This window comes from Blastocatellia bacterium, from assembly GCA_016713405.1.
Classification (GTDB): domain Bacteria; phylum Acidobacteriota; class Blastocatellia; order Chloracidobacteriales; family JADJPF01; genus JADJPF01.
Genome location: JADJPF010000027.1, coordinates 35,575 through 54,338 on the forward strand (window position 1 = coordinate 35,575; position 18,764 = coordinate 54,338).

The following is an 18,764-nucleotide window of genomic DNA, read 5'->3' on the forward strand; positions in this document are numbered from 1 at the left end:
AATTGTTCAGCAGTTTTCGTCTTAACTCAAGAGCTTGTTCAGCTTTTGCACTATTTGCTGCTGCTGTAAGTAAATTCTTGCAGCCTCACCACTACGGCCTGTGTTAACTAAAGCATTGCCTAATTTTGCTTGCAAAGAAACTAGCTCACTTGAGGATTTTTTTGCTAACGTTAATGCTTGCTTATAAAGATGTACAGCATGATCAAAAGCTAAAGCTTGAGAAGCTTGATCTGCGGCCTTTAATGTATATTCTGCTGCTTTTTCTTTATTTCCTGCGCCTTGAAAATGTGTTGCTAAACTTTCTGGATCATCATAACTTGACTCTTCAAGTGCTAGAGCAAGTTGATGATGAATGTTTTTGCATTTTTCTCTAGCTAAATTATCAACTAAAGTTTCTCTGATTCTATCGTGATAAACTTCTATTTCTTCTTTTTTGTCTTTTTCTCTTGTGCGTATTAAATGATTAGCTCGTAAAAATGCTAGCGCAGTTTGTTCTTCATTTTCTAATTTAGCAGCTTGTTTGGCTACACTTCGCTTTAATGGCTGACCTGCAATTGCTAAAACTTCTAATAAATTCTGCGCACTAGCAGGTAATTGCCCAACTCGTGCAAGAATTACTTGTTCTAAGGTTATTGTGCTTGGCTTTTCTATAATATTGCTAGGGTCAATTTGTGTGTAACGTACTAACTCATCAATAAAAAATGGACTTCCTCCAGATTCACGTAATATCATTTCTACTTGTTCAGATGGAATATTTTGTTCTGCGTCGGATAAAGCAGTGATAAGCTCGTTAGTTTCGCTAGTTGATAGCTGTTCAACAGAAATTTCTTCTATATCAGCTATTTTTTTTTCCCAGGAAAGAATTGTTGTCAAAATAGGGCTAGTTTCTCTTTCTTCACTTCGGTAAGTAGCAATTAAAAATAGTGGTGGGGCCTCGGGTGGACAAATTAATTCTTGAATTAGTGCAATACTATCAAGATCTCCCCATTGCAAATCATCAATAAATAAAACTACAGCCCTTTCCTTACTTAACTGTATAAACAACTCCCGCAACGCACTAAAAGCCCGCCTGCGTAGCTCTTGAAAATCTGGTATATCAATAGCTCTATATTCTACATTAGTAATTTCTATTACTTGTTTTAATACAGGAAATAATTTAACAATAGCTAATATGTCTTTTGGTAGTAGAGAGTTAATATCCAAACAGGTCAGACTTTTAAGATACTGGCTTAAATCATCTATTATGCCGTCAAAAGCTTTATAAGGAACTGATTCTTGTTCATAACATCGACCAGTAAAAATTAATATTTTTGGATTTTTTTGTCTAACTATATCTAAAAAGCGGCGTACCAAAACAGTTTTACCCATTCCAGAATAACCACTTATATATCTAATTACTGTTTTTCCATTTTGACTAGTTTGTAGAGCCACATTTAATTTATCTAAGTGTTTTTGTCGTCCTACAAGTCGGCTAGCTTGTGTACCAAGCGTAATTACTTTGTGATCCTGGGTTTTAGTCTTTATTCCTAAAAATTGTAATACTTCTTTACCTGTAGGACGTTCTAAGCTATCTCTTTTAAGTAAATTTTGGCAAAGCGTATCTAAATCCTTAGGCAAACCTTCTATTAATTCACCAGGTGGAGTAGCATCATAACGTAATTTTTCTTTGATAACATCGCCAAATGAGCTATCGAAAGGTAGTTGTCCAGTTAAAGCTTCATAAAGCATTACTCCAACACTATACCAATCACTAGCTTCAGTAAGCACTTTTCCTGCTCCATGTTCAGGAGACATATAATCTGGTGTTCCATGTTCGTTTGTGTTGTTGCTAGTTAGTTCTGTAATTAATCCAAAATCTAGGATTACTAAACGACCTTCATCAGTCACCAAAACATTAGAAGGTTTTAAGTCACAATGTAGTTTGCCAAAACGATGGAGTGCATAAACACCTTCAGCTAATTGCTTTAATGCTATTCTAAGGCGATCTAAATTAAGTGGTTCTGACAGTATTTGCCTTAGCTGAGTGGGTCGAGTTTCTGAATTAAAGTCTTCTTGGTCTTTTGTTTGACGTTGTTCTATCCTGCGGGAAAATGTGCTATGTCCAACTCTTTCAGTTCTGGGATTATCAAAATTAGCACTAAGACCCCGAACATACTCTAAGAAGCTTACTCCTGGAACAAGTGCCATGGTAAAAAACCAATAATCTTTTTCAGAAAGTAGCTCATATAAAGTAACTAAGTTAGGATGTGTGATATCACTTAAGGCACGAAACTCTTGCTTAAATTGATAAAGTGCAGTTGCTTCGCTTTTATGAAGTAATTTTAATGCTACTTCTGATTGACGTTCCTGATCATAAGCATGGTAAACAACACCAAAGCCGCCAGAACCTAAGCGACGACGTAAAAGAAAACGTTTTGTTCCAGTAAACTCTGTAGTTGTTGCGCTTTGCATTATTATTTTATTTAGGGGGTTATTGAAGAATATTGTCGCAGCTTTTTAAAAATATAGTAAGCAAAATTTTTTTGGTAGGAAAACTTTCTAGCTAAGATTTAGCACTTTAAAAGTTCGCTAGTTTAAGATTTGACTTAAATTAGCGAACTTTAGAACCAATATTCCGCCTTTTCCCTAGCTACAACAGCAGTTGGAAAGACTTCTCGTGCTTCAGTTTCTACCTTTTCCATATAATTATCATCGTGTGTAGGTTCGTGATGGGAGATAATCAAATTTTTTACACCACCTGCTTGAGCCAATTTAATGCCTTGTTCCCAAGTGCTATGTCCCCAGCCCTGTTTAGTTACATACTCAGCTTCATTAAAAGCTGAATCATAAATCATAGCATCAACACCTTTTACAAACTCAACTAGTGGCTCGTCTTCGCGGTCAAAGTGTTCATAATCAGTAATATAAGCTATTGAACTCCCCTGATACTCAACTTTATAACCCATTGCATCAAATGGATGATTAAGACGATGAGTTTTAATGGTGACATCCCCAGATTTAACACTTTTACCAACTTTTAGAGTATGAAAAACTAGTTTTGCTCGCATTGCTTCAAGTGTGACAGGAAAATAGGGAAAAACCATCTGTCCAGCTAAAATTTGACGTGGCGATCGGCGACGCTTACTTTCTCCATAAATATGAAATTCATTGCTAGGAATATATGCAGGTACAAAAAAGGGAAATCCTAAAATGTGATCCCAGTGATAATGAGTAAAAAAGATTTTTGCTTTTAGAGGCATAGATTTTAATAGGTCTAAACCTAATTCTCTAATTCCACTCCCAGCATCAAAAATAAATAGCTCATCACCACAGCGCATTTCAATACAGGAAGTATTGCCACCAAAAATTTTTGTCTGATTGCCAGGAGCAGGTAAACTTCCACGTACTCCCCAAAGTTTTAAACGAATATTTTTTTTATCTGATGAATTTGTCATTAATTGATTATTATTATTGTAAAAAGAATGTTTTAGGTATTACCAATGGCTCAAACATTATCAAGGAAAATTATTTTCTAGTAAATGACTTTTCCCCTGAGTAATTGTTGATAAGTAAAGTAACTATTTTTCTAATCGGTAATAGTGCTTAATTAAACCTGTGTTTTCATTTTCAACTGATGTAAATTTTAATATTGGTAAAGAGTCCTTAATTGCTTGATAAGTATCAGGAGTAATTAGGGTTTCTTCTGCTTTAGCTATATCTTCACCAAGCTTAAAAGCATAATTTACTTCTTTACCAAAACAATCTTCATCAGCAATTTTGATTACTTTGCCATAGCCAATGCCAACGCAAATTTTGATCTGAAAATCTTGAACTTTATCTTTATTATAAAAATAAGTTGAATCGTGCATTGCTATAGAACAACGAAGGGCTTGGACTGGATCACGAAAGATTGCAAAAAGATTGTCAGCCTCTGTTTTTAGTAAAAATCCATTATGTGAAAGAATAATTGGGGTAAGAAGTTTTTGCATTTCATGAATTAAAGTCAAAAAATGAACAATTCCAAATTCATCTGTTCTTTGAGTAAAACCTGACATATCAGAACAAAGTATTGCCCAATCTTCGCCAAACATCGCCCAAATTTTTTCATCAATAGCTTGAATGTTTGCTCCTGGCACAAGACGTTGTTCTATTAATTCTATTAAAGTTTCTCGGGCTTTTTTCATAAATTCTCCTTAGTTAATTTCAGCTAAAGCTAAAATTAATAATAATGTGCGTTTTAAGCTAATTGTTCGATCAGTTTCTTCATACCACTCTGATAATGTGTGAAATGCTCCACAACTTCCACCTGTGCCTAAAGTAACTGCTTCTAAACCTAAAGAAATAGGAATATTTGCATCTGTTGAAGAGCAATCTAAACAAGGGGTAATTCCAAATAGCTTAGTTGCTGCTAAAGCAGTTTGAACTAATTTGCTTGAAGTAGAGAGTGTTCCAGATGGCCGATCTCCAATCAAATCTATTTTCATAGTTAGTTGGTTATCTGTGAATTTAGAAGCTTGATTTTCTTCTACTAAAGCTTCTTCTAAAGATCTAAATAAATGTCTTTCTAGCTTTTCAAGTTCTGAAGCAGCCGTAGAACGTAAATCCACCTGCATTTGTGCTTGTTCGGCAATAGTATTAACACTACTACCACCTTCAATTACTCCAACATTATAAGCTGTAGCAGGTAGACGAGGCACTTTATAGCTAGCCATTTTAGCAACTGCCCGTCCTAAAGCATGAACAGGATTAGCTATCCCAAAGTCAGCCCAGGAATGCCCGCCTGAACCCAAAAAAGTAATTTTATAGCGTTTTGAACCTAAAGCTTGATGGGTGATTCTTGTTAAACCAGCACCATCAAAGGAAATAAAAAAGCGAATAGAGTTTTTATATTCACTTTCCTTAAATAAATACTTAACTCCCATTAAATCCCCAATTCCTTCTTCCCCAACTGTTGCAACAAAGAGTATTGAAATATTTGGGATTATGTTTATTGTTGTAAGTATTTTGGCTAGTGTAAGAAGTTCTGCTAAACCAGCAGCATTATCTGCAATACCTGGCGCAAAATAACGCTCATTTACTTTTTTTACCTGACAATTTGTATTAATAGGAAAAACTGTATCTAAATGAGCAGAAATACAAATATAGCTATCTGATACTCTAGGCCAACATGCAGTAACATTTCCAACTTTATCTATTTTTGTATCTTTTAGCCCTAACTCACAAAATCTTTGATAAAAATATTGGGCCCGTTCTGTTTCTGCAAAAGTGGGTGCAGGAATTTCACAAATCCTAATATGTTCTAGCATTATTTCTTTAGACAACCTATCTAATTCTTGAAAAGCTATATTTAACCAAGGCTTTTTTAAGACTGTATTAATACTAGTTTCAGGTGAAGAGCTAAACATAAACATTAAGATTTAATATCCTTGCCGTTGTACTAGAAAATATTGATATTAAGCTTTTTTGATTGCATCATCGCTTGATGTATTAGCTTGGTTTTCTTCTTCTAGATTATCAGTATTAGTTTTTGGCTTATCTAAAGATTCAGGAATGATAAAATCTACTTTTTTTAAACTAGAATTGCTTGCACTAGATTCAGGGTTAGTAAAATCTATTTTTCTTAAACTAGAATTGCAGGTCTCTAGTTTTACTTCTGTGGCGAGAATCTCTTTATTTTTAAGTGTTTCTGGTTCTAATCGTGAATAAACATCTTGTAATTTGCCAAGTAAATCCCTAGAACGTACTAGGGAATCCTCTAGAGAATTTATTACTAAAGTAAGAGAATTTCCTTCTGCTTCTATTGAAGCTCTTAAAGAACGATCCTGAATTATTTGATCCGTTAAATTACGTCTTAGATCTTGAATACATTGTTGTAGCTGGAAAGTTAAACTGTTAAGCTGTTGAATTAATGGGTTTTGATGTTCTTTTACTGCTAAATGTCGCCCTGTTTGTAGAGTATGTAACATACGGGCGGTTTCCATACGTAAGCGAGCTTGTTCAGAAAAATAAAGCTCTTGGAATTTGTTATGAACTGCAATGTTCATACGAATTATTTCTTCTAGCACTGCGGGAACATAAAACATATCTCCAAGGCTAATTTTATAGTCTCGTAATTGGGAGATTAATTTTCCTTCTATTAAAGTATTAAAACTTCGTGCCTCAATAATCAACCGACAAAGTTGGCGAAGTTTAGCTACAACAGCAGTTTGCACAATTTCAAGTGTTGGGCCAACACTGCTACATAAATCATTAAGAATTTCGCTAATGTTACTTTTTAATTGTCGCTGCTTAATATTATTAGCAGAAGTTACTGCAACAGAGCAAAAGCGAGTAATTAAAAGGTCTATTTTGTCTCTGTCGCTTTCATCTTTTACAGGTTTATTAAAATAATATTGGATAATATGCTTTAGTGAAGTTGCTTCATTATCATTAGTTTTTTCAAAAAAGCGGCGCATCACAGAAACAGAAATTCTTGCATCTGTAAGGATAATTTGAGCATGAGCGTCTTCTAATTCTTCTTTAACTTTCTTGAGTACAGTTTCTTGTGCAGAAGCCTCTAAAGGCATTTCCTCTAGCTGTTTTCTTAGCCCTGATAGTTCCAAATCTGGGCAAGATTCTTTTTCTAACATTATATTTTGTAATGAGGTAAAAAACTGAGTAGTTGCCCAAAATACAGCTAGTTGGGCTAAAAGGGCTTCTTTAGTAGGCTTCTGCACTTGTTCTACCATAGATTTTTAATCTCTATCCTAGAGTTAAATTAGAGCCATAATTTCTTTATCAGATAATATTGTGGCAGATTGTTTGGCTGTTTTGAAAATTGTTTCTACACGTTCTTCTGTTACGGGGATACCGCGTCTTTCTAACCAAAAGATAACATTAGACTTACCACTCATTGGCCAACTTCAATAATTTGTTCTAACCCAAATTCATGTGCAGGCACGCCGGAGTATACCATATTTGCTAAGTATTCATCATTTTTTCGGAAAGCTTTTATTACTGCTGATGCATGTACTCCGGTAGCTGTACGGAAAGCATCTCGGCCAAATACTGGATAGTTAGGTGGAATTGCTACTGTAGTAGCTATAGATGATTTTTGGCAGTATTCACCTAATTTTTTTAAGTCTCTTTTGATATATCCCATTAGCTGACAGTTAACTAGGAGTTGATCCATAGGCGTATTACCTACACGCTCACCTACACCTAAAGCCGAGCCATGAACACGGTTTGCACCTGCTTCATAAGCAGCTAAGGAATTAATTACACCTAAACCACGATCTTGATGTCCATGCCAATCAATTTTTACATCCATACCGGTTTCTTTAATGATTTCTTTAACAAATTTAACAAGGGCTGCTGCTCCAATAGGGGTTGCATGCCCTACAGTATCAGAAATACATACACGTTTTGCACCGCATTCAATAGCAGTTTTATAGAGTTTTCTTAAAGTATCTGGATGAGCGCGGGTTGTATCTTCTGTAACATACATAACAGGCAAGTTATTTTCACTAGCAAATCTTACAGCATCTTCTGTTGCATGTAGCATTTTGTCTAATGTCCAGTCTTCAGCATATTGACGAATTGGACTAGAACCAATAAAAGTACAAGCTTCTATAGCAATACCAATTTCTTGAGAAACATCAATAATTGGCTGAATATCTGCTCTAAGGGTTCGTGCAGCACAATTTGGGCGAATTTTTAGATGGTTATTAGCTATTTCTGCTGCTAGTTGTAAAACATCGGCACGCGCTCTTGGCCCAGCACCGGGTAAGCCAATATCAGCCGTATCAATACCTAATTCATCCATCAAATGCAATAATTCAATTTTTTTCTCAATGCTAGGATCAATAACTGATGGGGATTGAAGTCCATCGCGCAAGGTTTCATCGTCAAACTCAATTGGATGAGTAGGTAAGTTGCTGCGGCCAATATCGTTCCAGTCATAAATCAATTCGTTGACAGACATTTTTCACCTCTAGTGATTAATAAAAACAATTTATTTTTTGCTTGATTTGTAAAATATATAAATTTACCCTAGATTGATAATCTGCGCTAGACTCCATAGCTATGAAACAAAATATCCTAAATTTAATAGGAAACAAACTTTATGCAAAACTTAAATTTATATGCTTTGTGGCTTTTCATAAGTGGCTTTGTTTTGCCTGTTATAGTGATGATTTTGGCGCGGTTTTTTGATAAGGAAAAAGAAATTGATACTTTAGCTACTGTTTTAGGCTTGATTTGTGAAATTCTAGCGGTAATCTTTGCAATCTTTAGCTGGAAAGAAAAAATAAGTAAATTTATAGTAGTTAGTGTAACGTTAGTTATTATCCTACTTTTTGTTATTTTATTATTTCCATCAAGAGGCGGTTTCTAAGATTAGAAATTAAAAGTTAAAATTAAATTTTTCTTGCCAAAAAAGTTATCCAAAAGTAGCTATTTGATGACATAATTACAAAAAATTTTTCTGGAGGGTCGGGTGTCAACTGCACAAAAACATATTGAACAAGCAAAAGCTTTTTTAGCTGCAAATCGCTTTAGTGAAGCAGAAAATGAACTTCGCCAAGCAATAAAATTAGATCGTAAAGAAGTTTCAGCGCGGGTAGAGCTAGCTAGGTTGCTTGGAATGAATGGAAATTTAGAAGAATGTGAAGCAATGGTGGATGAAGCTTTACAAATTTCTCCTAGTGATTCTGATGCACTCACGCTTAAAGGTATGAATTTAATTATGCGTGAACAATTTGAATCAGCTATTGATGTGTTGCGCCAAGCTTTAGAAAAAAATCCTCGTCAATTAATGGCCCAAGTTCATTTAGGTTTAGCACTACGAGAAACAGACCATATTGAAGAAGCCGAAGTAGTTCTTCGTAAAGCTGTTACTACTAATCCTCGTTCGGCCCAAGCCCTTTTTGAACTTGCTCACACCCTAGCTGTTAAACAACGTGATGAAGAAGCTTTAAGAATGCTAATGCAGCTAGTAAAAGCCCACCCAACCTTTACACGTGGCTATATTGCAATTGCTGGGCTTTACCGTAATGCAAACCGATTAGAAGATGCTATAAAAATTTGTCACCAATGTTTAAGTGTAACTCCTGCCGCTTTTGATGTAGCTAGCCTTTTAAAAGATTTATATTGGCAAAATGGAGATGTTAAGTCTTCTTTACACGTTATGGGAATGATTTGCGAACATCGCGGACTACCAGATGATTTTATTGAGTTAGGAGAATTAGCCGCTGCTGCGGATCGTCCTGAAGTTGCAGAACGCTCTTACAAAAAAGCAATAGAAAAAGCTCCTAATGATTGGCTAGCCCATTGTTCACTAGGAGAATTTTACACAAGCCTTGGTGAAACAGAAAAAGCTATTGCAGCTTTTGAAGCGGCCATTGCAGAAAATGCTAATGCTTATCGTCCTTATAATAGTTTGGGAATGCTTTTAGTAAAAGAAGGTGAAACCCAATCGGCAGTTGAACAATTTCGTAAAGCTTGTTTTTTAGCACCAGGCGAATCAACTCCGCGCTATAACTTAGGTCTAGCTCTAGCAAAATTAGATTTATTAGAAGATGCCCAAGAAGAGCTAAAAATAGCTCTTGACCAAACTCAGCCAGGTGAATTTCGTAATCAAATTTCTAAAGTCTTAGAGGCTGTAGAAAGAGAACTAAGATAATTGCCTAGAAAATTTCTATTAATGTTTATCAGGGATTAATAAAACCCTGATAAACGTTGCTTCCCTTTTCTCTAAATAAATCCTAGAAATTGTTTATAAAAACTAAGTCAAATAAACAACCTTTTGGGCTTTAAGCCCGATAATGCTTGAGGTCGTCTTTTTTCTGTTTGAATAATCTCGCTAAAATAATGAGGATACATGTCAATTAAAAATATCTCGACAACAAATATTAATGCTCCTGAAATAACCAATCAAAATCAACCAAAACAACAAGTAGAAAAGCAACAAGTAGAGAATAGTGCTTTTCAAACCTCAGATCCTAATATTAGCCAAAGATTAAGCCAGCAATTTGCTCGCTCACGTAAAAGTATTGGTAGCCTAAAGCAGCAACAACAAATTGCTAATCTTTTAGAAGTTAAACCAAAAGCTTCTCCAGAACACCTACAAAAACAACTAAAAACTATTTCATCTGCTGCTCTATATACAGATTCTGTTAGACAACAACAAACAGAACAATCTGTTGCAAAAAGTAATAAAACTATTTTAGGTGGCGTAGATAAAGAAATTAATGCTATTAGCAGGTCAATTAATAAGGCTGCTGATGCTTTGTCAGGTAAAGACCAAACTGAGTTAGGACTAATTAATAAAACTTTAGATGTTTTTAATCAAGTAACAGAACTCTTACAACAAGTTATTCAAATTGTAAAAAGCCAAATTTCTCCAACACCTTCAACCCCTTCTGCACCAAGTAGAACTGTAGAAACTGACCCAGCACAAGCAAGAACAAGATTGTCAGAAATGGGACTAGCAGGCAGTACCCTACGACAAATTACAGATAGTGCTGCACTTCGTTTAGCTGCTCTGGATGATAAGTTATTGCAAAATCTAGGACAACAAAATGCAGATAATGAACGCGCTTTTGCCCGTAAAATAGATGGTTTACCTCAAGATACTTTTGATAAGCTAAAAAGCTTAGGTGGTAGCGAACAAAGTCGAATTACCAAATTAAGTAGCCAACAAATTATTAATGAAATTAAAAAGCTACCAACACCAGAGCCGGTTCCAACCCCAACCCCTGAACCAGTACCAACTCCAACACCAGAGCCAGTACCAACCCCAACGCCAGAACCAGTGCCAACACCAGGCCCAACTCCAGATCCAGCATTAGCAAGAACAAGATTGTCAGAAATGGGACTAGCAGGTAGTACCCTACGACAAATTACAGATAGTGCTGCACTTCGTTTAGCTGGGCTTGATGACGATTTGTTAAAAAATCTAGGTAGACAAAATGCAGATAATGAGCGAACTTTTGCCCGTAAAATAGATGGTTTACCACAAGATACTTTTGATAAGCTAACAAGCTTAGGTGGTAGCGAACAGCAACGAATTACCAAATTAAGTAGTCAACAAATCATTGATGAAATTAATAAACTAACTCCTCCAGCACCAACGCCAACCCCAGAGCCAACCCCAACGCCAACCCCAACGCCAACCCCAACGCCAACACCGACCCCAACCCCAGAGCCAACCCCAGGGCCAACGCCTAATCCAAATCCTTCAGGGAATGTAAATATTTTCTTAGGTAATCCAAGTAATGCTGTTACAGATGTAAATAACCCAGGTAATTACTTAATGGAGAAACAACAATTCACAATTTCTTATAACCGAGATAAAGGTATTCCAAACTGGGTAAGCTGGCATTTAGATAGTACAAATTTAGGAAATTCTGGTAGAGCAGGTTCTTTTGCTGCTGATACTAGTTTACCTCCAGGTTGGTATCAAGTTACACCAAAAGATTATTCCGGTAGCGGTTATACACGTGGTCATATGATTCCATCTAGTGATAGAACTGTAAATAAAACTGCTAATTCAGAAGTGTTTTTAATGACCAACATGATTCCACAAACAGCCGCTAATAATTCTGGCCCTTGGAATGGTTTTGAGAATTATTGCAGAGGTTTAGTTAATTCAGGAAATGAGCTTTATATTATTTCTGGTGGCTATGGCTCAAAAGGTACAATAGCAAATGGCAAAGTTGATATTCCAGAAAGAACTTGGAAAATTGCTGTAATACTGCCTAAAGGAGATAATGATCTTGCTCGAATTGATGCTAACACTAGAGTAATTGCTATAGATATGCCAAATGAGAATAGTTTAGATTCTAAAGATTGGCAAAGCTATAGAACTAGTGTTGATAGAATAGAAAATGCTACTGGTTATGATTTTCTTTCCAATGTATCTAGTGTAATTCAAACGGCTGTTGAAGCTAGAGTTGATAACTTATAACTTCTGTTATTACTCCAATTTAACTTCATTATTTTGGAAGGAAACAAAAAAAAATTTTCTCATTTTTTTGTTTCCTTCCCCTTAAAATACTCACTTATTAGCCTACCTCACAATAATATTTTTATAATTGCAGGAAAACCTTTTTTCATTTGTACTAATGCAAGCGTATATTTTTGCTACAGTTTTTGCTTTATGTAGACAGATTTTTTGTTTAAGAACCACAAGAATTTTATGGATGACAATATTACTAATAATGATATAAAAGACCCAATAATTGGACGAACATTGGGAGATTTTTTAATCAAAGAAAAATTAGGAGAAGGTGGTTTTGGTACTGTTTACAAAACTAGGCAAATAACTTTAGCACGTGATGCAGTAATAAAAATTCTTCATACTAGACATAGAACAGATCCACAAATAATTGAAAGATTTAAGCGAGAAGCCCAATTAGCATCAAGACTAGAGCATCCATATTGCGCTCATATCTACTCATTTGGCGCAGAATCAGATGGACTACTTTGGATTGCTATGGAACTGGTTGCAGGAACACCTTTAGATGAAGTGCTTAGCTTGCAAGGAGCGTTTCCACTAGAACGATTTATTCCGCTTCTAGATAAAATCTGTGAAGTCGTTCAAACCGCACATGACACAGGCATTATTCATCGTGACTTAAAACCAGCTAATATTATGATTATTTCTCGTGCTGGTCGTTTACTCCCCAAACTTCTAGATTTTGGTATTGCTAAAGACTTGTCTTTGCAAAATAGCTCCTTACAAACCAATAACTTAAGTAAAACATTTAATATTGAGAGTGAGATAAACACTTTAATAACTAGAAAAGTTGCTTTTCATTCAGATGATTCTGATTACATACCAAACACAGCTATTGAAGTAGTAAAAAATAGAATTACTACTAAAGAAGAAAAAACCTTATTGCAAAATGAGTTAGAAAAAGAAATCTCTAGCCAAATCCCCACTTTAATTGGAATGGACAATGATACTAATGAAAACCGTTATTTTGTCCGTACAGAAGGCATGATGGGATCTCCTAGGTATATGGCCCCAGAGCTATGGGAAAATGCAGTTAAAGCAGATACTTATAGCGATATTTATTCTTTAGGTGTTATTGCATATGAATTACTTACTGCTCGACCTCCTTTTAGTGAAGTTGGATATGATTTAGCACTTGCACATAAAAGTAAGCCTGTACCGCCTTTAGGCAAAACTTTTTCGCCAGTTTTAGATAGTATAATTGCTAAAGCTATGGCTAAAAACCCAGAAAAGCGGTATCAATCAGCTTTAGAATTTGCAAAGGATTTTCGAGAAGCCGCCGGATTTAGTGAACAACAAATAAATTTACCTCAACTAAATGAACTATTAAAAGAAGATCTTCTAACAAATGCGCCTAAACCCATAGCAGACACGGTTGCTAGCCTTTTAGCTGCACGAAACGTTTATCAATTTCGGGATAGGATCTTACTAGTTTTTAGTGTTTTAGTTAGATATGTAAGTATTTTAACTTTAGCAAGCTATTCTCGTATTAATAACAATCAAGAAAATAATGAATTAATAAATAAAGCTCTAGCAGATTTACGAAAACAAAGCTTAAGCAATTTACAATGGGCAGAATTATCTAGAGAGTTATGCCGTCCTTTTGCTAAAAAGAGAGATGTTTATCCTATTCCAGAACTTGTAAACCTATTTTTTGCTTCAGATAGTGAAAATCTTAGCTCTTTTACAGGAGTCTTTGCTGACTTATTACAACTACAACATGAAATAGACTCTAGTGCCTCTTTAGCTGAAGAAGAGCTAATTAATTTATTAAATGAGTTTTTAAGTAAATTAAATGTTTTGTTAAAAGAAACAAATTGGTTAAGTAGTTATTATTTAGTGCTTCCTGAAAGCCAACAAGCAACAAAATGGATGGGTAGCTTAAAAGAAACTGGTACAATAGCAATAAAAAACAATAATTTAGATGGTGCCAAAGTTATTTTGGTAGACTCACAAGGTTATTTTGTATTATCACTTTGGCCGCTAGTACAAATTACTAGGCCAACACCAGGTGCAATTCCAGAGGTATTTTTACTAGAAGGTAAAGGACGAACCGGAACAAAATTAGTTTCCTTCCCAAATGGCTTTGAAATAGAAGAAGAATCTCCTTGGTTGTGGTTTAAAGAACATTTTCTAACAGAAGAAGAAAAAAAACAAACAGGAATGTTGATAGAAAAATCTCCTTATTTGGGACTAACAACATTTTCTTCAATGGATTCTGCGCTATTTTTTGGACGAGAAAAAGAAACAATAGATTTTCTTAATCGCTTACGTATTCAACCGCTTTTAGCAGTGGTTGGGCCGTCTGGAGCAGGGAAAAGCTCATTTATTCAAGCTGGGGTTATTGCTTCACTTGCTGAAAATTGGCAAGTTTTAACCGTCCGCCCTGGGCTATCTCCTTTGGTTACACTTGCTGCAAAGCTCTTAAAGCTTGGAGTTGAACTAACAGACTTAAGAGCAGAGCTACAAAAAGATAGAAAATACTTAGCTAAAATCTTAAGACAATTTGCTAGCAAACAAAAATCTATGCTATTGCTGGTAGTAGACCAATTTGAGGAAATAATTACACTATGTTTAGATAAAGAAGAACAACGTCTTTATGTAGAAGCAATAGCCCTAGCAGCAAGCTCTGAAGAAGACCCAATTAGAGTAGTTCTGACAATGCGGGATGATTTTCTTGTCCGAGTTAAAGAATTGAAAGGTCTAAAAGACCATTTAGCTCAAGCTTTAGAAATACTTACTACTCCTGATACTACAGAATTACTTAGAATACTTACAGAACCGGCCAAACGAGCAGGCTACGAATTTGATGATCAAGAACTTCCTGTTGAAATAGTAGATGCTGTTGCTGGTCAAACAAGTGCTTTGCCTTTAATAGCCTTTACAGCCTCAAAGCTTTGGGAGCAGCGAGACAAAGAATTTAAGCAACTACGCCGAAGAAGTTATGAATTAATGGGAGGTGTTGCAGGTGCTTTAGCTCGGCATGCCGAAGAAATATTGATGCAAATGTCTCAAACAGAACAACTTCTTGTAAGAGAGGCTTTCCACCATTTAATTACAAGTGAAGGTACAAAAGCAGTTCTAACACGTCCTGAAATTTTGCAACTACTTGGAAAAACTAATGATAGCGAAATGGTGCTAGAGAAATTAATTTCAGCAAGGCTTTTAGTTGCTACTGAAGGAGAAAAAGAAGTAGACAAAATTGAGATAGTCCATGAAGCCTTAATTTCTGTTTGGCCTCGGCTTGTTAAATGGAGACAAGAGACGGCAGAAGGTGCAAGACTTCGTGATCAACTTCGTGCTGCTGCGCGTCAATGGCAAGAGCGAAAGCGTCCAAAGGGGTTGCTATGGCGGGACGAAGCACTAACAGAATATCAACTTTGGCGCAGTCATTACAAAGGAAAATTAACAGAACTAGAAGAAGAATTTATTGGCTTAAGTTTGTCAGATGCAAGCCGTAACCAGCAGATAAAAAAAGCTTTAGTTATAGCCGCAATTTTAATATTAACATTTGGCTCAACATTGCTTTTCTACCAACAGCAAAAAACAAAACAGCAATTACTAAAAACTTTAGAGCTTTATGAGGAACAAGGACGGCAAGAAATTCTAAAAGGGAATTTAGATAATGCAGCAGTTTATCTTAGTGAAGCTTATGCACAAGGGGCCAGCAGTCTGCCTTTAAGATATATGCTTTCAATAGCTTTAGCAAAAGTAGAAAATCGCCCTCCTATTGTTCTAAGCAACCATACTGCGGCAGTGATGACAGCGGTTTTTAGCCCAGATGATCAGTTAATAGTAAGTGTTAGTGCTGATAAAACTGCTAAAATTTGGCAAGTTGTAGATGGAAAAGAGCTTTTTACCCTCAAAGGACATACAGAAACAGTTCTAACAGCACAATTTAGCCCTGACGGAAAATTTATTGTTACGGCTAGCTTAGACAACACTGCAAAGATCTGGAAAACTCAAGACGCAAGTTTGATAACAACGCTTGCAGGCCATAGTGACGGTTTAAGAACAGCTATTTTTAGCCTGGATGGAAAGCAAATATTAACAACAAGTTATGACCACACGGCTAAAATTTGGGATTCCACAACAGGTAAATTATTAAACACGTTAACGGGTCATAAAGGTGCTATTTATGCTGCAAGTTATAGTAATGACGGTAAGTTAATAGCTACTGCTTCAGCAGATAAAACCATCAAAATTTGGGATAGCAACAATGCAAGCTTAAAAGCTTCATTAAATGCTCATCAAGCAAGTGTGAATAGTGTTATGTTTAGCCCTGATGACAAACTACTAGTTACAGCAAGTGCTGATAAAACTGCAAAAATTTGGCAAATATTTGAAAATAAACTACTTCACACATTAGTTGGACATAAAAATGGTGTGACTAGTGCTAAATTTAGCCTAGATGGAAAAACTATATTAACCACTAGCAAAGATAAAACTTCCTGTCTTTGGGACAGCAAAACAGGTAATTTAATTAGTACATTGCTAGGGCATGAGCAAGATATAGCAACAGGAGAATTTAGCTCAGATGGAGAGTTAATAATTACAAGTTCTTATGACAATACGGCTAGAATTTGGGAAAAATCAACAGGAAAGTTTTTAGTAACACTTTCAGCACATGAAGCAGGTTTGGTTAATGCAAAATTTTCTAATGATGGAAAAAAAGTAATAACTGCTAGTTTAGATAAAACTATAAGAATATGGAATGTAGTTGCAGAAAATAGACCTCCAGAGGAAATAGTCTTAATTGTAAAAGAAAAAGTTCCTATAGACTTAAAAGAAGGAAGACTTGTATTAAGAGAACAAAAAATAGATGTTAAAGAAGTAGAAAATAAAGTAGAAAATATACAAATATACAATAAAGCAAATGAGAATATACCTATAGAAATACCAGATAATGGCGTAACAATCGAAATCGTGAAAATAGAAGCACGTACATTTGAAATGGGATCTCCTTTAAATGAAGAAGGACGTAATGCAGACGAAAAGTTACACACGGTTACAGTTTCCCCCTTTTACATCGGAAAATATGAAGTCACACAAGCGCAATGGAATGCAGTAGCAAATTTACCAATGATAAACACTTTTTTACTTGCAGATCCTTCTGATTTTAAGGGGGCAAATTTGCCAGTAGAAAAAATAACTTGGGGTGAGGCTGTAGAATTTTGTGCAAGGCTTTCAAAATTTACAGGAAAAACTTATCGACTCCCAACAGAAGCAGAATGGGAATATGCTGCGCGTGCAGGCACTAAAGACAAACATGCAGGAGATTTAGATAAAATGGCTTGGTATGGCAAAAACTCTAAAGCACAAACACATATAGTTGGACAAAAACAACCTAATGCTTGGGGATTATATGATACACATGGAAATGTTTGGGAATGGTGTCAAGATTGGTATGGTGACTATTCAAGTGTGGCAGAAATAGATCCAAAAGGGGCAAGTTCTGGAACATCTCATATTGCCCGTGGAGGTAGCTGGCTTCATACGGCTACCCATTCCCGGTTAGCAAATCGTGCCACTCTTACGCCTGATGTTAGGGTTAATGGTGTAGGGTTTCGCCTAGTGAGAAGTTTTAAGTAGCTTGTTTTTCGCTTAAGTGTTGAATTTCTTCCAAAGAATAGCCTAACTCTTTTAGTATTTGCTCAGTATGTTCACCTAACGACGGCGGAGCAGAATGATAGCTAACAGGGGTTTCACTCATTTTTATAGGTGATCCTGTTGTTGGAATCTCTACGCCAAAGCTATTAGTTAGCCTGACAATCATTTCTCTAGCTTGTGTTTGTGGGTCTTGAAAAGCTTTAGCTACAGAATTTATTGCACCTGCTGGAATTTCTAAACTATTACAAAGAGAAATAATTTCCGCTTGCGTCATTTGAGAGAAAATTTCTTGTAATAGTTGGACGCATTCAACTCGATGTTCTACCCGTAAAGCATTGGTTGAAAAACGTTTAGCTATATCTTCTTTTCCAAGTTTTTTACAAAGTAGCTCAAATTGACGGTCATTTCCTACAGCTAAAGCAAAAAAGCCATCTTTGCTGTTAAATGTTTGATAAGGTACTAGGTTAGGGTGAGCATTTCCATAACGTTTAGCGTCATTGCCTGAGATAAACCAATTACTTGCAACATTGGCTAACATTGCAAGTTGAGAATCAAATAAGGCTAAATCTATGTGTTGGCCTCTGTTAGTTGTATGGCGGGCTTGAAGTGCTGCTAAAATCGCTACACTAGCCCAAAGACCTGTAAAAAGATCTGTCACCGCAACACCTACTTTTAAGCCTCCTTCAATCTCGTTTGGTTGACCAGTAATGGACATAAGCCCACCCATTGCTTGAATTAAAAAATCATATCCTGCTTCATCTTTTCTTGGGCCATTTTGCCCAAATCCTGTGATTGAACAATAAATTAAACGAGGATTAATTGATGATAACGTCTGATAATCAAGACCTAATTTAGCTAGTTCTCCGGTTTTATAGTTTTCAATCAAAATATCACTTTGTTTTACTAATTTAAGGATAATTTCTTGTCCTAGCTTGGATTTAAGATTAACAGTTATTGAACGTTTATTTCGGTTGGTACAGGTAAAATAAGCTGCCGTCCCGTCAGGGGTGAAGGGTGGCCCCCAATATCTAGTGTCATCACCTACGTTTGGACGCTCAATTTTAACTACATCTGCACCCAGATCAGCTAAAATCTGAGTGCAAAAGGGCCCGGCTAACACCCTAGATAAATCTAAAACTTTAATTCCTGTTAATGCACCAAGTTTATTAGTCATAAT

10 protein-coding genes and 1 pseudogene are annotated in these 18,764 nt (G+C 35.8%); 4 read left to right on the forward strand and 7 right to left on the reverse strand.

Translation table 11 applies throughout. The features are described from left to right. Window positions 1–21 precede the first annotated feature (21 nt). From IPK14_25880 to IPK14_25905, 6 genes and pseudogenes are all read right to left on the reverse strand, one after another. Window positions 22–2,451, reverse strand: a complete 2,430-nt coding sequence (locus tag IPK14_25880) for a protein kinase (GenBank protein MBK7996673.1) — start codon at window positions 2,449–2,451, stop codon at window positions 22–24. 149 nt (window positions 2,452–2,600) lie between these two features. After that, window positions 2,601–3,434, reverse strand: coding sequence for an MBL fold metallo-hydrolase (locus IPK14_25885; GenBank protein ID MBK7996674.1), 834 nt, complete (start codon window positions 3,432–3,434; stop codon window positions 2,601–2,603). A gap of 123 nt (window positions 3,435–3,557) precedes the next feature. After that, window positions 3,558–4,163 carry an adenylate/guanylate cyclase domain-containing protein gene (locus IPK14_25890; GenBank protein ID MBK7996675.1) on the reverse strand — a complete coding sequence of 202 codons (606 nt, stop codon included), beginning with the start codon at window positions 4,161–4,163 and terminating at the stop codon, window positions 3,558–3,560. Between the two features lie 9 nt (window positions 4,164–4,172). Continuing rightward, window positions 4,173–5,390, reverse strand: coding sequence for a M20/M25/M40 family metallo-hydrolase (locus IPK14_25895; GenBank protein MBK7996676.1), 1,218 nt, complete (start codon window positions 5,388–5,390; stop codon window positions 4,173–4,175). Between the two features lie 42 nt (window positions 5,391–5,432). Then, a complete protein-coding gene (locus IPK14_25900) occupies window positions 5,433–6,707 on the reverse strand; it encodes a hypothetical protein (protein MBK7996677.1) in 1,275 nt (424 codons plus the stop codon). A gap of 24 nt (window positions 6,708–6,731) precedes the next feature. Continuing rightward, window positions 6,732–7,942 (reverse strand): annotated as a pseudogene (locus IPK14_25905) (2-isopropylmalate synthase). A gap of 141 nt (window positions 7,943–8,083) precedes the next feature. On the opposite strand from IPK14_25905, the gene IPK14_25910 reads away from it, so the two are divergent. The 4 genes from IPK14_25910 to IPK14_25925 all read left to right on the forward strand — a co-directional run bounded on the left by IPK14_25910 (window position 8,084) and on the right by IPK14_25925 (window position 17,569). Further along, the gene (locus tag IPK14_25910; protein MBK7996678.1) at window positions 8,084–8,353 is read left to right on the forward strand and encodes a hypothetical protein; all 270 of its coding nucleotides are present in this window, start codon (window positions 8,084–8,086) and stop codon (window positions 8,351–8,353) included. Window positions 8,354–8,455: 102 nt separating this feature from the next. Next, entirely contained in the window at window positions 8,456–9,640 is a 1,185-nt protein-coding gene (locus IPK14_25915; GenBank protein ID MBK7996679.1) for a tetratricopeptide repeat protein, read from the forward strand. A gap of 198 nt (window positions 9,641–9,838) precedes the next feature. Next, window positions 9,839–11,926 (forward strand): DNA/RNA non-specific endonuclease, encoded by a 2,088-nt coding sequence (locus tag IPK14_25920; GenBank protein ID MBK7996680.1) that lies wholly within the window; start codon window positions 9,839–9,841, stop codon window positions 11,924–11,926. A 231-nt stretch (window positions 11,927–12,157) separates the two neighbouring features. Then, window positions 12,158–17,569: an SUMF1/EgtB/PvdO family nonheme iron enzyme gene (locus IPK14_25925; protein ID MBK7996681.1), complete on the forward strand. Its 5,412-nt coding sequence runs from the start codon at window positions 12,158–12,160 to the stop codon at window positions 17,567–17,569. Here IPK14_25925 and IPK14_25930 read toward each other — a convergent pair. Beyond that, window positions 17,562–18,761 carry a CoA transferase gene (locus IPK14_25930; GenBank protein MBK7996682.1) on the reverse strand — a complete coding sequence of 400 codons (1,200 nt, stop codon included), beginning with the start codon at window positions 18,759–18,761 and terminating at the stop codon, window positions 17,562–17,564. The genes IPK14_25925 and IPK14_25930 overlap by 8 nt on opposite strands. Between the last annotated feature and the right edge of the window lie 3 nt (window positions 18,762–18,764).